The organism is Actinoplanes sp. NPDC000266 (assembly GCF_042899005.1).
Lineage (GTDB): Bacteria > Actinomycetota > Actinomycetes > Mycobacteriales > Micromonosporaceae > Actinoplanes.
Window position 1 is genome coordinate 1 of record NZ_JBIAZI010000003.1, and the last position, 16,511, is coordinate 16,511.

Here is a 16,511-nt window from a genome sequence, read left to right on the forward strand (position 1 = left end):
GCCCCCCCCCCCCCTCCCGCATCCCGCCGACGGCATAGGGGAGCGCTCCGCCCGCCGCCCGCCGCCCGCCGCCCGCCGCCCGCCGCCCGCCGCCCGCCGCCTGCCGCCTGCCCGCCGCCTGCCCGCTCCCGCTGGCTGCCCGCTCCCGCCGCCTGCCCGCTCCCGCTGGCTGCCCGCTCCCGCCCCATCGGCCGCCGCTTCTCCGCCGGCCAACCTCTCTCCGCACGCGAAAGGGCCGTTCCGGATTTTTCCGGAACGGCCCTTTCGCGCTTGATGTGTTACCGGCCCCGACGGGTCCGGACCTCCTGAAGGCGCTCGTTGAGGATGTCCTCGAGCTCCGAGATCGAACGCCGCTCCAGGAGCATGTCCCAGTGGGTACGCGGCGGCTTCGCCTTCTTCTGCTCCGGCTCGCTGCCGTCGACCAGACGGGCGACGCTGCCGTCGAACTTGCACTCCCAGGTGGTGGGCACCTCGGCGTCGACGGCGAACGGCACCTCGAACTGGTGACCCTTGACGCAGAGGTACTCTCGGGTCTGCCGGGGCGCCAGCTCCGTGTTGCGGTCGGACTCGTAGCTGACCGCGCCAAGACGGCTGCCGCGCAGCATGCGTTCGCCCATGATTGGCTTCCCCTCGCTCGTGGTGCTGCTCTCGTTGGTGTAACGAAAGGGGCGGCCGCGGGATTCCTGCGGTCGCCGGTGTCATCTGTGACGGCACTGTCGTTGTGACGGCAGTGTTAACGCTACGAGCGTAGCCGCCCGAGGCCCTTACCCGGCATACCGCACCCCCGCCGAAGTGGACCTTGGTCCACTTTACGGCCTATGGGTGTTCTACAGTTGCTGCGACTTCGGTCACTCGGTCGAGTATTTCCCGAATCGCCACCCCAGTTCCGCTCCTCGCCGGGCAATATTCGTCCGCGCGTCGCCTGAGATGAGCACTCTTCACCCACCTCCCTGAACGGCCCCGCACCCGCTCCTTGCTCGCGCGATGGCTGTCCGGAGCGCTCGCCGCGACGCCGGCCCCGGAGGGAGTCGCCGGCTTCCCCGCGGACCGCGCTGTGGATTCCGTCACGATCGAGGCCGCGCGATCCGCCCCTTACCTGGTTGCGGGCCAGGCACCCGCGGGCTTCGGCGCGGCCTTCACTGGCCGGCCGTGGCTCCGGGCGAGCCCTTACCCGCCGGCCTTGATCCGGCCACCGCCCCCGTTACGGGCCGGCTGCCGGGCGGCCTTCGCCTCACCGCGCCGGCGGTCAGGACTGGGTGACCTGAGCTGGTGCGGGAGGTGGGCCGGCCTGAATGGGGGCCGGGCGGGCTGTGCCCAGGGAGGCCAGGGCGGAGGCGAGGTCGCTGACCTGGGTGGAGAGCTGAGCGGCCCGGGTCTGTGCGGCTTCGGCGTCGGACTGGGCGGCGGCCAGGCGGCGTTCCAGGTCGGCGCGGTCACGGGCGGCCCGGTCGAGTTCGCCGCGCAGGCCTCGCAGGGCGTCGCGTTCGGCTCGGGTCTCGGCGAGTTCGGCTTCGGCCGTTTTGCGGTCGTGGGCGGCGTCCCGGCGTACATCAGCAAGGGTCTTGTCGGCGGTCTCCCGCTGCTCGGCGGCTTCTCGCCGGGCGGTGACCAGCTCGGTGTCGAGGCGGCGGGCCTCGTCGCGGGCGGTGTCACGTTCGCGGCGCAGCTCCTCACCGCGCGTGGCGGCGGTCTCGGCGTCGCGCAGAGCCGTGGCCAGGTCCCGCTCGGCGGTCTCCCGTTCCCGGCGTACGTCCTGAAGCTCCGCCCGTGCGACCGACAGCTCGTCGCGGGCCGTGTCCCGGTCGGCTTCCGCCCGTTCCTTCAGGGCCACGGCCGCGGTGGCTTCCCGGCGGGCCTCGTCGCGTTCGGCCCGGGCCTGCTCGGCGTCCGTGCCGGCTTGTTCGGCGGCGCGCGCGGACTCCTCGGCCCGGTGCTGCGCCTCGTCGCGTTCGGCGGTGGCGGCCGAGGCGAGCTGCTGCGCGGTCGACGCCTCGGTGGCGGCCCGCTCGGCATCACGGCGGGCGTCGTCGCGTTCGGTGTGCGCGGCGGCGATCCGCCCGGACGTCTCGGCCCGGATCTCGGCCACCTGCCGTTCGACGCCGGCGGGGGAGAGCTCGGAGTGCAAAGCCTCGGACAGCCCGCCGACGAGCTGATCGAGCCGGTCGACCACTTCCCAGGTGCGGGCCACCTGCCCCGCGAGCCCCGGCGAGGCCCGGTGCCGCATGCGAACGTTGCGGGAGGCTCGCTGGCACTCCCCGTCGTTGTCCCGGCAGTACCGGAACGGCCGCCCGGCGGACGAGCGCTGCGGAACAGGCCGTCCACAGTGAGCGCAGGGACGGGTCTCGGAGGCGGTGTCGTTCTCGTTCATCGCGAGATCAACCCTAGGCCCCATGGCACCGGAGATCCCGCCACCACACCGGGCCCACATCATCATCCTAGGATGCCTTACAGGGTGTGCGCTCCGCCGCACACCGCAAACCCTAAGAACAAACAGGAATCAACAACATCCCGCCATTTGCTTTCGGCCGCTTGCCCGCGTCAGAGGTGAGCGTGGGCGACGTGGAGCAGTCGCCACAGCAGCGCCGCGCACGAGATCATGCCGGCCAGCAGCAGCGGCCAGTGACGCCACAGCCGGCGCGCGGAGGCGAGCCAGACGAGCAGCGCGAGCGGCAGTCCCAAGCGCACAGCGTCCGAGATCGTCACCCCGGTCCCCAGGCGAAGCCACTGCTGGTGAGCGCGACCATGACCTGCCCGGCGATGCCGTCGAGGTAGTCGGCGGCGAAGGCCAGCGCAGCCAGGGTCAGCGCTACTGCGGTGACGGCGGCCTTGCCCGTCGGGGTGGGGCTGCGGCGGGGTTCGTCGTCACAGCGTGGCGAGGAGCTTGATCCACGGGGTGGGGTCGGTGGTGCCGGGGTCGAAGATCCCGTGGGCGGCGATCATGGGGCCGTGGAAGCCGCGGATGTAGCGGTGCAGGGCGGTGGGTGTGCGGATACCGAGGGTGTGCTGGCTGGCGTGGTAGACCTCGCCTCCGTCGTGGGTGTGGTCGCCGGGCCGGGGTTGGCCGGGCAGGCCGAGGGTTTTGTGGAGGGTGTTCCAGGCGGCGGGCCAGTCGGTGATGGGTGGGCCGAAGGCGGTGACGGGTGTGGCGGTGCCTCCGGGGAAGTGGTGGAGGTAGGTGGTGAGGGTGGCGTTGAACAGGGCGATGCCGTGGCTCATGGCTTCGTATTCGTCGGCCCAGTCGTCGCCGGGCAGGAAGCCGCTGGTGACGGCGCGCAGGGTGGTGGCGGTGTGGTTGCCGGCTTCGATGAGGAAGTCGAAGGCTTGGAAGCGGCCGTCGGGTGTGGTGTCGGTGCGGTAGGCGAAGTGGTGGGGTGGGTCGTTGCTGGTGATGGTGGCTGTGGGGAAGGCGGTGGTGCCGAAGGCCGTACGGACGGTGTCGTGGTCTGTTTCGGTTTTGCCGATGTACCAGGAGGAGATGCCGGGTCCGGTGGCGATGGCGGCCCAGATCTGTTCGGGGCCGGCGTCGATGGTGGTGTCGTGGTGGATCTCGTAGTCCTTGCCCATGGTTATTTCTCCGGGTCGGCGGTGGAGTCGAGGGCGGGGTGGACGGCGAGGACGAGGCGGTGTTTGCGGCCGGTGTCGCTGTGGTAGCGGGCGAGCAGGCTGGTGATGCCGGCGGTGAGTTCTTCGGCGAAGGCGGCGCGGTCGGCGGGGGTGGCGAAGCGGATCTCGCCGTCGAGGGCGTAGGTGGCGACGCGCTGGCGGGCGGTGGTGGCGCCGGTGATGAGGGCGCCGACGTCGCGGACGAGGCGGGCGGCGAGGGCGAGCAGCCAGCGGGCGGAGAGGCGGTCGGGGGCGCGGCTGGGGTCGGGGGCGACGGTGGGCAGGGCGTTGGGGGAGATGACGTAGGAGTGGGCGGTGGCTTGCATGAGGCGTTCGGTGACGTTGCCTTTGCGGCGTTCTTCGACGAGGTGGACGAGGCCGTGTTGTTCGAGGGTGCGCAGGTGGTAGTTGACTTTTTGGCGGGGTAGTCCGATTTTGGCGGCGAGGGTGGTGGCGGAGCCGGGTTCGGCGAGTTCGGCGAGTAGCCGGCTGCGGATGGGGTCGAGGGAGATTTCGGCGGCGGCGGGGTCTTCGATGACGGCGATGTCGTGCATGGGGTCGACCCTGTCACCGAAAAGAAAAGCTGTCCAGGACGCCGGCCGGGTTCAGGGTGGCGGCGACGACGGCGCGGGTCAGGTGGGGGTCGACCAGCACGTCTGTGCTGTCGATGATCTGGTCGGCGCAGCCGGTCAAGGGCAGGGCGCGCAGGGTGGGGTCGGTGATGGCGTCGCGCAGGGCTTCGGCGAAGCGGCCGGCGCCGATCACTTTGTAGCCGCGGTCGAAGAACGGCCGGCGGGACGCTGGTTGTTCGGCGCTGAGGCCGAGGTCGTTCTGCCGGAGGGCGGCGATCTCCAGGGCGGCGCAGAGGGCGTTCTCCCGGTCGCCGGGGTCGGCGGTGCGCAGGGCGGCGAGCAGTGCGGCGGCGGTGAGGTCGCCGGGCAGGGCGTGGGTGAGCCATTTGGCGTACGGGGGCCAGTTGCGGTCCTGGAGCAGGATGAGGCGGGCCACGTCGCGGCACAGGCGGCCGGTCAGCATGCGGGCGCCGAGTTCGTCGCCGATCTCGGCGGCGCGGGCGGGGAAGGATTCCTCCTGGCTGATGCGCTGCCATTGGCAGGCCAGCACGTAGCGCCAGATGTCGGGCGGGTACCAGGACAGGGCTTCGCGGGCGGCGGCCAGCACGTCGCCGGGGTCGTGGAAGACGGCGCCGCCGGTGAACTCGGCGAAGCGCTGCCAGGGTGTGGCGAGCCAGTCGAGCAGGCGGGGTCCGCCGGCCGGGTCGAAGCCGAGCAGGTCGCGGCACCAGGTGGGGAACGGCTGGATGCGTATGTAGTGGTCGACGTCGCCGTCGGTGTAGGCGACGGTGCGCACGCGGGCGCCGGGTGGTTCGAAGTGGGTGGGCCAGCCGCGGACCCGTTTGGGCAGCCGGCGGGCGAGGGTGTCGTGCAGGTCGCCGGGGTCGTCGACGAACAGTTCGAGGCGGGGTCCCCAGTCGTGGTCGGTGGAGCGTTCGGTGTCGAAGCCGAGCACGTCGGAGCCGGGGCCGAGGCGGGCGGCGGCGTGGGGCAGGTCGCCGAGCAGAGGTCGTACGGCCTCGAAGTAGAAGTGGCGGGCGAGGGTGAGACCGGGCAGGAATTTCGGCATGGGCGCAAGGTAGCGGCCGCCGCTGACATGATCCGGAGTTATCCACAGAATTTCGTCTGTCCACAGGGGCCGGGCGGCGGGCGGGGCGGGCCGGTAATCTCGAGCCCGTGCCAGTTCCTGATGATCTGATGCGGCCCGGGTGGACGGCTGAGGAGCTGGTGCACAGCACGGCGAACGAGGTCACCGGCGGGGTGTGGCGGGTGCGCCGCGATGGTGGGCCGGCGGTGTTGAAGGTGGCTACGCGGCGGCGTGCGGGGGCGGCGGCGCATTTGGCGGCCAGTGACGATCCGGGTCACTTCAACTATTGGCGGCGGGAGGCCGAGGCGTACTCGTCGGGGCTGGTGGCGGGGGCGTTGCCGGGGCTGCGGGGTCCGGGGTTGTACGAGGTGGTGTCGCGGGCCGACGGGTCGGTGGCGTTGTGGCTCGAGGATGTGCGGGGCCGGCCTGGGCCGGCTGTGGGGCCGGCCGAGCTGGGTGAGGTGGCGTTGCGGCTCGGCGCTGCGCAGAAGGAGTGGTTGGGCGAGGCGGGGGCGGGGGCGGGGCCCCACTGGTTCGGCGAAAAGTGGCTGGCCCGCGATTGGTTGCGGGATTACACGCTGGCGCAGCCGGTGGACGACGAGCTCGACTGGGAGCATCCGACGATTGTGGCGGGCTGGCCCAAGCCGGTACGCGACGGATTGCGGCGGTTGTGGGAGCGGCGGCATGACATTCTCGCGGTGACCGACGAGTTGCCGCGGACCCTGTGCCATCACGATGTGTGGCCGATGAATCTGGTGTTCACCGGGGACGGGCCGGTCCTGCTGGACTGGGCGTTCGTGGGTCCGGGGGCGATCGGGGAGGACGCGGCGAACCTGGCCCTGGACTCGTTCCTCGACGGGCTCATCGACATCGCGCTGCTGGACGAGGTGCTGACCGTGGTGTCCGAGCAGTACCGGCGCGGGCTTGACGGGGCTGTGGACGGCGACACGGTGCGGCGGGCGGTCATGGCGTGCGGGGCCGCGAAGTATTTCTGGCTCGCCCCGCGGATGGTGATGGCCGCGGCGGCGGGCTGGGGCCGTAAGCCGGGCTACGACAGCCGCGGGATCGAGGCGATGGTGGCCGGGCGTGGCCCTGTTCTTGCTGTGGTGGCCCGCTGGGCCGGTGAGTTTCTCTGAAACGGCGCTGCCGCGGACCGTGACGGTCCGCGGCAGCGTCTGAACTTCAGGCGGGCACCGTTTCGCGTTCCGGCTTGGTGGCCGGGGTGCGGCGGGCGGTGAGCAGCGCCGCGAAGGCCAGGCCGAGGGCGGTCCACAGCAGGACCTGGGTGCCCAGGGAGGCGATCCGGAAGCTCCACAGCAGGTCGGCCGGGAACGTGTCGGGGACCTCGTTGATGTTGGGCAGGAGGGTGTAGCCGACGACGACCACGACCAGGAAGCCGGTCACGGCGGCGATCGCCTGGCGCCATTCGGCGCGCTGGGTGCGGGCCGCGACGACCGACGCCCACACCGCTACCAGGCCGATCACGAGGATCGCCAGGTAGCTGATGGTGCGCTGGTTGATGGTGGCGGGGTCGCCGACGGCGGGTGGGTTGGGCGGATATTTGACGTACGGCACCAGGACGATCCCGAGCAGGGCGGCGCCGGCCAGGCTGAGCGCCGCGCGGGTGTCGCTCGGGGTGCGCAGGCGGCGGCGCAGCAGGGTGTACGCCGTGGCGAGCAGCCCGCCCATGGCCGCGCCGTACAGGGCGGTGGCCAGGAACAGGCCGCCTTTCTGCCCGTCGCGGCTGACCAGTTCCTCGTCGTGGTGGTCCGCTTCGGCTTGCGCGGCGGGTGCGGCGTGGGCGTTGGCTTCCTCGATGGCGATGGCGGCGTCCACCTTGGGTTCGCCGAACGCGTACGCGAAGCAGCCGGCCAGCAGACCGGCGATGAGGCCCGCGAGCAGGCCCCGCAGCAGAAGTGCGCCGTATCCGGGCGCGGGTTTCGCGGCGGTCAGTGGCACGGGACGCCGAGCAGGTGGCGGCCGTCGTGCATGAGCTCGTGCAGGAACATGCCGCTCTGCGACACCGCGCCCTGGTCGAAGGCGACCAGGTAGGTGAGCAGCAGCATGAGGGCGACGACGGCGAGGGCGGTCCAGAGCAGCCGCGCGGAGATCGCGGGGGTGCTCAGTGGGCGGACCGGCTGGGCCTTGGGCATGGTGGGGGAACCTCCTGCCGGGATGACGCGTCCCGTTCGAACGGACTGCGACGCGTGAGCGTCCTGACTCACGGCTCCCGTCGCCGGGTGCCGTTCACAGTGGCGCGACCGCACCGGAATCTCACCGGTTTCCCTCACGACGCCGCAGATGGTTTCCACAACCTAGCTGTGAGCGACCTGAACGCACAACCGGCCGTGTCGCGCCGTCCCGATACCATCCATGCGAATCGTTGAAAGAGGTGCGCGATGCGGTGGCGCGGGGTCCTGGCCGTGACGGCGGTGGCCACGGTGGTGCTGGCCGTGCCGGTGCCGGCGGGCGCCGCGGTGGTCTGCCAGCGGCAGGAGGCGCCCGGCCCGGTCGCCGCCGGTGTGCCGGTCGAGGATCAGGTGTACGCGCCGAAGCGTCTCGCCGGTTTCGCGACCGGCAAGGGTGTGCGCGTTGCTGTGATCGACTCTGGGGTGGACGCCGCCCATCCCCAGCTGCGCGGACACGTGGCGCCCGGCGCGGATTTCCTGCACGGTGACGACAACGCCCGGCAGGACTGCAAGGGTCACGGCACGGCGGTGGCGAGCATCATCGGGGCGATGCCCGCCCGTAACACCGGTTTTCAGGGGCTGGCCCCGGATGCGGCGATCCTGCCGTTCCGCATCACCGAGCAGGAGGTCATCGACGGCAAGGCGGTCGGTGACAAGGGCAGCCCGGCCCAGTTCGCCCAGGCGATCGATCTCGCCGTCGACCAGGGCGCCGACGTGATCAACATCTCGCTGGTGATGACGTCGGACAACGCCGCCGTACGGGCGTCGGTCGCCCGCGCGGTCCGGGCCGGTGTGGTGGTCGTGGCCGCCGCCGGCAACGACGGGCAGAAGGGCAACCCCGACCCGTTCCCCGCGAAGTATCCGGGCGTCATCGGTGTCGGCGCGGTCGGCGCCGACGGCACAGTCGCCACGTATTCGCAGCGCGGTGAGTACGTCGACCTGGTCGCCATCGGTAACGACGTGACCGGCGCGGACGCCGGCGGCCCCGGCCACCGCCGCCAGTCGGGCACCAGTTTCGCGGCCCCGTTCGTGGCCGCCACCGCCGCCCTGATCAAGCAGCGTTTCCCGCAGCTGAGCCCCGGTGAGGTCCGGCAGCGGCTGATCGCCACCACCGATCCGGCCCCCGGCGGCAGTGTCAGCGCCGAGTACGGCTTCGGCCTGCTCAACCCGTACCGGGCCGTCACCGACACGCTCGGCCCCCGGCAGCAGGCGCAGCCGGCGCCGGAGTCCATGACCGTGGACGACCCGGCCGCCGCGGCGCTGGCCGCCCGCCGCGCCGGCTCGCGGGACCGGGCCCTGCTGTTCGCCGCCGTCGTCACCGGCATCGTGGTGCTGCTCGCCCTGACCGCTGTCATCGTGCGCCAGGGCCGCCGCCGGGGCTGGCACCCCGCCACCTCGCACACCACCGACTGATCCCGCCCAGCGCCCGCGATTGTCGTAGCCGGGATCCCGCGCCGGGCCGGGCGCGGCCGGCTGCGTCAGCGCCGCCCCAACCGCAGGGCCCGCCCTCCCATCGGGGGCCCCCGTCCTGCTCAAGTCTGACCGAAAAACGGAAGATCATGCGGAAACGTGAGCCTCCCTGTGGACAGCCGGCGTTCTGTGGAAAACCCGGTAGGCGCACGGGGGCGGCCGGCCACCGGTCCTGGGAAGCGAGCTACAGCCTGCCGTCGACAGCGTGACGTGTGGACGAATCCGGGATACCGAATGCAGGGGCCGCGTGGGCGCCGGGAGTTACAGGGGGCGCAGGGTCAGGAAGGCGATTCCCGGGTTCGGCAGGTCCAGGATCACGTCGGTGCCGGGGGCTGTGCGGCGGGGCGGTTCGGCTTCCGGCAGGTGGTCGGCGGCGTGCAGGGCGGTCCACTGGTCGGGGTTGGGCCATTCGCCGGTGAAGTGGGTGGTGATGTTGCCGTGGGTGCGGTCCACCCGCCACACGCGCAGCAGGTGGGGTTTGGTGATCGGGGGGCGGATCCGGATCGTACGGGCCAGGTCGGGGGAGCCTTTGACCTTGGAGTGGTCGAGGGTGCTGTTGCACAGCAGGATGCCGAGGCTGCCGTCGTCGTAGCGCGACGCCCAGGCGGTGATGAGGCTGGCGTCGCCGGTCATCGTGACCGGTAGTTCGCCGGGGCCCAGGCGTTCGGCCAGCGACAGCGCCCAGAATTTGGGTTTGGCCAGGTTACCCACGGTGAGCAGGCCGAAGCCGCCGTGCAGCAGGCGGGTGGGGCGGCCCAGTTCCTCGAAGTGGTCGGAGGCCACCCAGGGGGCCAGGGCGTGCATGCGGCCGGCGGCCGAGTGCATGCCTTTGAGCAGGAACGCGGCGGCGAAGACGCTGTCGTTGACGTCGCTGCCGTGGGTGGCTGTCACTCCCCATTCGGTCCACAGGATGGGGCGGTCGCCGGCCAGGGGGCGTACGTCCAGGGGGATGGTGCCGTAGACGTGGGTGGAGACGAAGTCGCCGGGGGGCTGCTGTTCGACCCAGCCGACGGCGGCGGTGGCCGGGCCGCCGACGCGCAGGGACGGGTCGACGTCCTTGACGGCTTGGGCGGTGACCTCGTAGAGGCGCCAGTATTCGGCGGGGGTGCCGGACCAGAAGACGGACAGGTTGGGTTCGTTCCACACCTCGAACCACCAGTTGTCGCGGACCTCGTCGAGGCCGTACCGCTCGACCACGTGGGCGGTGAAGGCGCGGATCAGGCCGGCCCAGCGGTCCCAGTCGCGGGGCGGGGAGATGATGCCGCGGTAGGTGAACACTGTGCGGCCGGGGTCGCGGGCCAGGTCGCGGGGCATGAAGCCGAACTCGACGACCGGGGCCAGGCCGAGTTCGCGCAGCGTGTCGTAGATCTGGTCGAGGCGGGTGAAGTCGTGGCCGGCGACGCCGACGTCGTCGCCGAGGATGTGGTGGGCGCGGACTGTTTTCACGCCGAGTTCGTCGTGGACGCGGCGCAGCGCCTCGCGCAGTTCGGCGCCGATGGGGCGCCCGCCGGTCTCGTCGGTGGACAGCAGGTGGCTCAGGTGTTCGGAGCCGATCATGGCCTGCCAGATCCGGTGCAGGGGGCGGGCCTCGGAGCCGATGGTCACCACCACATCGGATTCGTCGGTGTGGGAGACGGTGACCGGGTCGGACAGGGGGCCGATGGCGGTCACGGTCTGCAGGGCGGCGACCGCGTACCAGCCGCCGCGGCCGTCGGTGGTGTCGGCGTACGGGCCGTGGGGGACGGCCAGGACGTCCCCGCCGCCGTGGTCGACGACCTCGAACGGGCCCTGCGGGGAGGCGGCGCGGTGCACGGCGTAGCCGATCGCGCCGGGCACCGGCTCCCAGTCGACGGCCACCACTGCCCGGCCGGCGACGGCGGAGACCCGGGCCGGTGCGGGCAGGGACGCTTGTTGCGGTTGCCCGGCTGTACGGTCCTGGGCGCCGCCCCCGCCCATCAGCGCCGCCCAGCCGGCCCGGGCCTGCTCCTCGAGCGTCATCCGCGGCCTCCCCGCAGCTGGGGGAGTTTCTGACCGGCCGGGACGTTGAAGGTCTCCGCGGCCAGCAGCGGGCGCACCGCCCGTTCGAACGCGGGTGTCACGAACGCCTTCTTCAGCACGTCACCGGCGAGGTGGTTGCCCACAGCGCCCATGATCATGGACTGGTCCAGGGACAGGTACCGTTCGGCCACCGTGCCGGAGCGGACCGCTACCGCGTCGTAGAAGCCGCCCGGCCCGTACGACGGGAAATCGTTCTTGATCCTGGCCAGGTTGGCGCGGACCGGGCCGGGCGCGTACGGCAGGGCCAGGAACGCGGCGTGCGGGGTGACGACACCGTCGCCGTAGACGGCGGCCGGGCCCGGCGGGCGGCAGTCACCGAAACCGGCGTCGTAGCGGCCACCCTGCACGTCCGACGGGTAGCCGTCGGTGTCCATGCCCATCGCGTCGACGCCGTAGACGCCGTACCCGCCGAACGGGTTCGACGCCGGCGAGAACCCCCAGTAGCCGTAGCGGGCGTCGCCGAGGCCGTGCTCGATCTGCGCGGCCACCGTGGCCGGATGGTTACGGCCCCAGCTGCGCGGCCCCCACGCCGTTTCCGGCACGAACAGGTCCGGCATCAGCGCCTCGAACATGTCCCCGCCCCAGCTCGGCACGAACGTGATGCCCCGGTAGCGGTACGAGCCCTCGTACACCGGGCGGCCGAGGTGGGTGGTGGTGAACCCGGACGGTTTCATCTCCTGCCACGCGTAGTCGCAGCTGTCGGGCAGGGTGCGCATCGTGTCGTAGTAGGCCGTCGCCGGGATCTGCCCGGCCCCGATGCCCAGATAGGTGGCGATCCGGGGTTCGGTAACTGTGATGTCGTAGTGGTTGCAGGTGAACCAGACCCCGTTCTGCGGCACCGAGCATCCCGGCGGGGCGGTGTCCCAGAAACCGCCGCGGATCAGCCCGCGCGTGCCGATCGGTGACACGGCGGCCGGGTTGAAATAGAACCCGAAGTTCATCTCGTCCAGGATCGCGCCGGCTTTGCCGCGCAGCGACGGGAAGGCGCCCTGCACGACCCGCAGCGACGCGGCCAGCCAGCCGTTGTCGACCGACGACAGGAACGGTGTCACGGAGGTGCCGTCGGGCAGGACCGTCAGGACCGCGCCGGTGTGCGGGTCGTACCAGTTGTAGAACATGCCCGACGCGGTGTGGTGCCGCAGCGACGCCAGCGTGGACAGGGTCCTCGACACCCGGGCGGTGGCCTCGGCCGGTGAGATGATCTTCAGTTCGCGGGCGACCACGGCCGACCACATGTAGCCCCCGATGTTGGTCGGTGACGTGTACGCCGACGGGGTGGACAAGTCACCGGGGATGTTGTCGGCCACCAGGCCGGTGGCCGGGTCGGTCATGGCCACCAGCGAACGCCACGTGTCGCGGGCGTAGCCGCGCAGCGGGTCGGCGCCCGCCTGGGCCACGGTGGCGCCCGAGAGGATCAGAGCCAGGACGAGAAACGGTACGAGCAGACGTCGCATGGTGCTCCTCACTTGAGTCCGGTCGTCGCGATGCCGCGCATGAAGTGCCGCTGCAGCGCCAGGAAGACGATCAGTACGGGAATGACCACGACGACCGCCCCGGCCAGCAGCAGGCCGAAATAGGCGCGGTTCTGCCCGATGCTGTAGAGCGCGAGCGCCACCGGCAGCGTGTACTTGTCGTCGGTCGTGGCCACCACGAGGGGCCACAGGAAGTTGTTCCACGAGGCCAGGAACGTCAGGATGCCCAGGGTGGCCAGGGCGGGTTTGCACAGCGGCAGCACCACCCGCCAGAAGATGCGCCATTCCCCGGCCCCGTCGACCCGGGCCGCCTCGATCAGGTCGTCGGGGATCGACAGCAGGAACTGCCGCATCAGGAACACCCCGAACGGGCCGGCGAGGAACGGCAGGACCAGCCCGGCGTACGAATTGGCCAGCCCCATGTTGCTGATCAGCACGAACTGCGGCACGAACGTCACCATGCCCGGCACCATCAGCATCCCCAGCACGGCCAAAAACAGCGCTTTGCGGCCGGGGAAGTCGAGCTTGGCCAGGGCGTAGCCCAGCAGCGAGCAGAACAGCAGATTCCCGGCCGTCACCAGCACCGCGACGATGGCCGAGTTGGCGAAGTACTGCGGGAAGTCGAGCCGGGAGAACAGGTCCTGATAGTTGCCGAGCGTCCACGTGTGGGGCCACCACGTCGGCGGCACCGACCGGATCTCCGCCTCCGGTTTGAACGACGACAACAGCATCCACACGAACGGGCCGACCACCACGAGCAGCCCCGCCGCCAGAACGGCGTACAGGAAGATCCTGGCCTTAATCATCGCGGCTGCCCAGCAGGCGGAACTGCAGCACCGACAGGGCCACGATCGCCACGAACAGCACGTACGAGGCGGCGGCCGCGTAGCCGTAATTGCCGAAACCGAACTGGTTGTAGATGTGGTACGACACCGACAGGGTCGACGACAACGGGCCGCCCTGGGTCATGACGAGGGGCTCCTCGAACAGTTGCAGATAGCCGATGCCGGTGATGACCGCCCCGAACAGCAGGGCCGGGCGCATCAGCGGCAGCGTGATGTGGCGGAACTGCTGCCAGCGTCCCGCCCCGTCCAGCGTCGCCGCCTCGTACAGATGGGCGGGGATGCCCTGCAGGGCGGCCAGGAAGATCACCATCAGGGACCCGAAGTTGCGCCACGCCGCCATCACGATGATGGAGCCCAGCGACGTCGACGGGTCCTGCAACCAGGCCGGCCCGTCGATCCCGGCCAGGCCGAGCAGGTTGTTGACCAGGCCCGCCTCCGGATCGAGCAGGAAACGCCACACCACCGCGATGGCCACGATGCTGGTGACCACCGGCAGGTAGAAACCGACCCGGAACACCGCCCGGAACCGGATCAGCCCCGAGTTCAGCGCGTTCGCCGCGGCCAGCGCGGCCACGATCGTCAACGGCACCCCGATCACCACGAACACGATCGTGTTCAGCGCCGACCGCAGGAACAGGTCGTCGGAGAACAGCCGGGTGAAGTTGTCCAGCCCCACGAAGTCGACGGCCAGGGGCGTCCGCAGGTCGGTCGCCCGCATGTCGGTCAGGCTCATGACCAGCGACGCCACCACCGGCAGCACCGCGAAGACCAGGAACAGCAGGGTGAACGGGGCCGCGAACGACCAGCCGATCAGAGAGCGCCGCCGCCTTCGAGGCGCGTCCGATTTGTCCGCAGTGGCGACGGGGCGGGTGGCGACGGCGGTCACGAGCCGGTGCCGATGGACGACGCCTGACTCTGCACCGCCTTGAGCGCGGCCGCCGGATCGGCCCCGGCCACGCACACCTTCTCGGCCTCGACGTCGAACGCGGCCGACACCTGGACCCAGGTCGGGAACGGCGGCGGCGCCTTGGCCGACTTCAACTGCTCGCCGAACACTTTCAGGTTCGCGTCGCCGGTCAGCGCCGGATCGGTCCACGCCGACTGCACGGCCGGCAGGTCACTGACCGCCTGATACCACTTGACCTGCACGCCGGGTTCGCTCAGCCAGGCCAGGAACTTCCACGCCGCGTCCCGGTTCTTCGCGTCCTTGAACACGGCGATGTTGCTGCCCCCGATGAACGAGGTCGAGCTCTGCTTGGCCGGCATCGGCGCCACGGCGTACTGGGAAGCGAAGCCCTTGCCGCCCTGCTCGTTGAGGATGCCCACATGCCAGGGGCCGGACATGAACGAGGCGATCTCGCCGCGCACGAACGCCGGCTCGAGCGCGCCCTGCGGCAGGTCGGCCGGTGACAGCTTGCGGGTGAAGAACGACTGGTAGTACGCCAGGGCCTCGGTCATCTGCGGGGTGTCGAACGTGTACGCCGAGCCGGAGGCGATCGACGCGCCGTTGGACCAGCCGAACGGCAGGATCGACTGCCAGCTGCCGGTCTTGCCCGGCTGCAGGCTGATCCCCCACTTGGCGCCGGCCTTGCTCTTCATCGCCTCGGCCATGGCGCTCAGGTCGTCCCACGTCTTCGGCCCGTCCGGGAACCCGGCCTTCGCCGCGAGGTCCTTGCGGTAGTAGATGCCGCGGGTCTCGACGTACCAGGGGACGCCGTAGGAGGTGCCGTCGACGACGGTGGTGTCCCACGCGCCCGGGAAGTACGCGTCCCTGGTGAACAGGTCGCCCGGGGTGGGGTCGAGAGCGCCGGTCTTGGCCAGCTCACCCTGCATCGTCGTGCCGATCATCGACACGTCCGGGGTCTGCTTGGCCGCGATCGCGCTGGTCAGTTTCTGCTGGGCCGAATCCCACGGCACCGCGGTCACCGACACCTTCGCGTCCGGGTTCTCGGCGGTGAAGGCCTTCGCGAAATCGGCGAGCTTCTCACCCTCCGTACCCATGGCCCAGACCGTGACCTCACCGCTGGCCTTGCCCCCGCTGACCGCCTCGGCGGTCCCGCCGTCGCCGGCCGAGTCACGGCCGCACGCCGACACCGCCAGGACCGCCGCCACACCGGCGGCTACCAGTTTCCTCATTGACGCACCTCCTCATGCGAGCCGCACGTCCGCCGGATGATCAACTCGGTGGCGAGGATCCGGCGCCGTGCGGGCTGGGTGGGCTCTTCGTCGTTCGTCTCGGCGATACGCCGGTCCAGCCACCGCGCGGCCGTCGCGCCGAGCTCACGCATCGGCTGCCGCACGGTGCTCAGACCGGCGAACCGCGCCGCGAGCAGGTCGTCCCAGCCGGTCACGGCCAGGTCTTGCGGAACGCGCAGCCCGGCTTCCTCGGCCGCGAGCAGCACACCGAGCGCGACCTCGTCGTTGGCGCACACGACCGCGCCGGGCCGCTGCTCGCGAAACAGCGCGCGGGCCGCCTTCTCACCCGCTTCAAGGTCAAGACCTTTGAGGGGTACGGGCTGAGCGGCGCCCCCGCACACGGCTTTGACCCCCGCCCAGCGGCCGGCCACGTCCGGCGAGGCCGCGGGATCGCCGAGGAACGTCACCGACCGGTGGCCGTGGCCGATCAGATGCCGGGCCAGGGCCTTGGCCGTGTGCGTGTTGCCGGCGCGCAGCGTGTCCACGCCCGGCACCGGATCGCGGGCCAGCAGCACCACCGGCACCCCCGACGCCGCGATCGAGGCGATCACGTCGTCGCCGACCGTGCGGCCCAGCACGGTCAGCCCGTCGACCCGCCCGGCCAGATCACGTACGGCGGCCGCCGCGTCGCGGCGCCCGTTGGTGGCCAGGATCAGCACGCTGCTGCCGTTGGCCGCCGCGGCCGCCTCGTAGCCGAGGATCACCTCCGCGTAGTAGGGGCCGACCAGATCCGGGAAGACGATCCCGTTGGCCGCGTGCCGCCCCTGCGCCAGCGACCGGGCCGACTGGCTCGGGGTGAACCGCAGCCGGCGGGCCGCGTCCCGCACCCGTTCCCGGGTCTGCGGGGTGACCAGCTCGGAGTCGCGCATGGCCCGCGACACGGTGGCGATCGACACGCCGGCCAGCTGGGCGACCTGATAGATCGTCGGCTTTGTAAGCGCTTTCATCGCCATGCCGGCGAACGTAACGCCGCCGAAACAGGCGCGACATCCGAGACGTGGCCGTATTCACGATCTGCG

16 protein-coding genes and 1 riboswitch are annotated in these 16,511 nt (G+C 71.3%); of the genes, 2 read left to right on the forward strand and 14 right to left on the reverse strand.

Translation table 11 applies throughout. The features are described 5' to 3' along the window. Positions 1 to 278 precede the first annotated feature (278 nt). From ACFY36_RS11460 to ACFY36_RS11485, 6 genes are all read right to left on the reverse strand, one after another. On the reverse strand, positions 279 to 617 hold the full coding sequence (locus ACFY36_RS11460; protein ID WP_020517072.1) for an RNA polymerase-binding protein RbpA: 339 nt from the start codon (positions 615 to 617) through the stop codon (positions 279 to 281). Positions 618 to 1,246: 629 nt separating this feature from the next. After that, entirely contained in the window at positions 1,247 to 2,368 is a 1,122-nt protein-coding gene (locus ACFY36_RS11465) for a coiled-coil domain-containing protein (protein ID WP_499745855.1), read from the reverse strand. 170 nt (positions 2,369 to 2,538) lie between these two features. After that, the gene (locus ACFY36_RS11470) at positions 2,539 to 2,679 is read right to left on the reverse strand and encodes a hypothetical protein (RefSeq protein ID WP_499745856.1); all 141 of its coding nucleotides are present in this window, start codon (positions 2,677 to 2,679) and stop codon (positions 2,539 to 2,541) included. 183 nt (positions 2,680 to 2,862) lie between these two features. Then, the gene (locus ACFY36_RS11475) at positions 2,863 to 3,564 is read right to left on the reverse strand and encodes an SRPBCC family protein (protein ID WP_499745857.1); all 702 of its coding nucleotides are present in this window, start codon (positions 3,562 to 3,564) and stop codon (positions 2,863 to 2,865) included. Positions 3,565 to 3,566: 2 nt separating this feature from the next. Next, positions 3,567 to 4,157 carry an ArsR/SmtB family transcription factor gene (locus tag ACFY36_RS11480; protein WP_499745858.1) on the reverse strand — a complete coding sequence of 197 codons (591 nt, stop codon included), beginning with the start codon at positions 4,155 to 4,157 and terminating at the stop codon, positions 3,567 to 3,569. A gap of 13 nt (positions 4,158 to 4,170) precedes the next feature. Beyond that, positions 4,171 to 5,244, reverse strand: coding sequence for a DUF4037 domain-containing protein (locus tag ACFY36_RS11485; protein WP_499745859.1), 1,074 nt, complete (start codon positions 5,242 to 5,244; stop codon positions 4,171 to 4,173). A gap of 107 nt (positions 5,245 to 5,351) precedes the next feature. Here ACFY36_RS11485 and ACFY36_RS11490 point away from each other — a divergent pair, with 107 nt between their 5' ends. Continuing rightward, positions 5,352 to 6,398, forward strand: a complete 1,047-nt coding sequence (locus ACFY36_RS11490; RefSeq protein ID WP_499745860.1) for a phosphotransferase — start codon at positions 5,352 to 5,354, stop codon at positions 6,396 to 6,398. 46 nt (positions 6,399 to 6,444) lie between these two features. Here the strand turns inward: ACFY36_RS11490 and ACFY36_RS11495 are convergent, their stop codons facing one another. Both ACFY36_RS11495 and ACFY36_RS11500 read right to left on the reverse strand, forming a co-directional pair. Next, positions 6,445 to 7,221: a CbtA family protein gene (locus tag ACFY36_RS11495; RefSeq protein ID WP_499745861.1), complete on the reverse strand. Its 777-nt coding sequence runs from the start codon at positions 7,219 to 7,221 to the stop codon at positions 6,445 to 6,447. Then, the gene (locus ACFY36_RS11500; RefSeq protein ID WP_498700541.1) at positions 7,212 to 7,415 is read right to left on the reverse strand and encodes a CbtB domain-containing protein; all 204 of its coding nucleotides are present in this window, start codon (positions 7,413 to 7,415) and stop codon (positions 7,212 to 7,214) included. The genes ACFY36_RS11495 and ACFY36_RS11500 overlap by 10 nt, the downstream gene beginning before the upstream one ends. Before the next feature lie 7 nt (positions 7,416 to 7,422). Further along, positions 7,423 to 7,576: riboswitch (adenosylcobalamin (AdoCbl) riboswitch) on the reverse strand. An 85-nt stretch (positions 7,577 to 7,661) separates the two neighbouring features. On the opposite strand from ACFY36_RS11500, the gene mycP reads away from it, so the two are divergent. Continuing rightward, positions 7,662 to 8,864, forward strand: coding sequence for a type VII secretion-associated serine protease mycosin (gene mycP / locus ACFY36_RS11505; protein WP_499745862.1), 1,203 nt, complete (start codon positions 7,662 to 7,664; stop codon positions 8,862 to 8,864). A 318-nt stretch (positions 8,865 to 9,182) separates the two neighbouring features. On the opposite strand, the gene ACFY36_RS11510 is transcribed toward mycP, so the two are convergent. From ACFY36_RS11510 to ACFY36_RS11535, 6 genes are read right to left on the reverse strand one after another with little or no spacing between them, the layout of a single operon-like run. Beyond that, on the reverse strand, positions 9,183 to 10,919 hold the full coding sequence (locus tag ACFY36_RS11510; RefSeq protein ID WP_499745863.1) for a GH39 family glycosyl hydrolase: 1,737 nt from the start codon (positions 10,917 to 10,919) through the stop codon (positions 9,183 to 9,185). After that, positions 10,916 to 12,433, reverse strand: coding sequence for a glucoamylase family protein (locus tag ACFY36_RS11515; RefSeq protein WP_499745864.1), 1,518 nt, complete (start codon positions 12,431 to 12,433; stop codon positions 10,916 to 10,918). Before ACFY36_RS11515 ends, ACFY36_RS11510 begins: the two co-directional genes overlap by 4 nt. 8 nt (positions 12,434 to 12,441) lie before the next feature. Next, the gene (locus tag ACFY36_RS11520; protein WP_499745865.1) at positions 12,442 to 13,257 is read right to left on the reverse strand and encodes a carbohydrate ABC transporter permease; all 816 of its coding nucleotides are present in this window, start codon (positions 13,255 to 13,257) and stop codon (positions 12,442 to 12,444) included. Further along, the gene (locus tag ACFY36_RS11525; RefSeq protein ID WP_499745866.1) at positions 13,250 to 14,182 is read right to left on the reverse strand and encodes a carbohydrate ABC transporter permease; all 933 of its coding nucleotides are present in this window, start codon (positions 14,180 to 14,182) and stop codon (positions 13,250 to 13,252) included. Before ACFY36_RS11525 ends, ACFY36_RS11520 begins: the two co-directional genes overlap by 8 nt. Further along, positions 14,179 to 15,432 (reverse strand): sugar ABC transporter substrate-binding protein, encoded by a 1,254-nt coding sequence (locus ACFY36_RS11530; RefSeq protein WP_499745867.1) that lies wholly within the window; start codon positions 15,430 to 15,432, stop codon positions 14,179 to 14,181. Before ACFY36_RS11530 ends, ACFY36_RS11525 begins: the two co-directional genes overlap by 4 nt. Next, positions 15,429 to 16,445: a LacI family DNA-binding transcriptional regulator gene (locus ACFY36_RS11535; RefSeq protein ID WP_499745868.1), complete on the reverse strand. Its 1,017-nt coding sequence runs from the start codon at positions 16,443 to 16,445 to the stop codon at positions 15,429 to 15,431. Before ACFY36_RS11535 ends, ACFY36_RS11530 begins: the two co-directional genes overlap by 4 nt. Positions 16,446 to 16,511 lie beyond the last annotated feature (66 nt).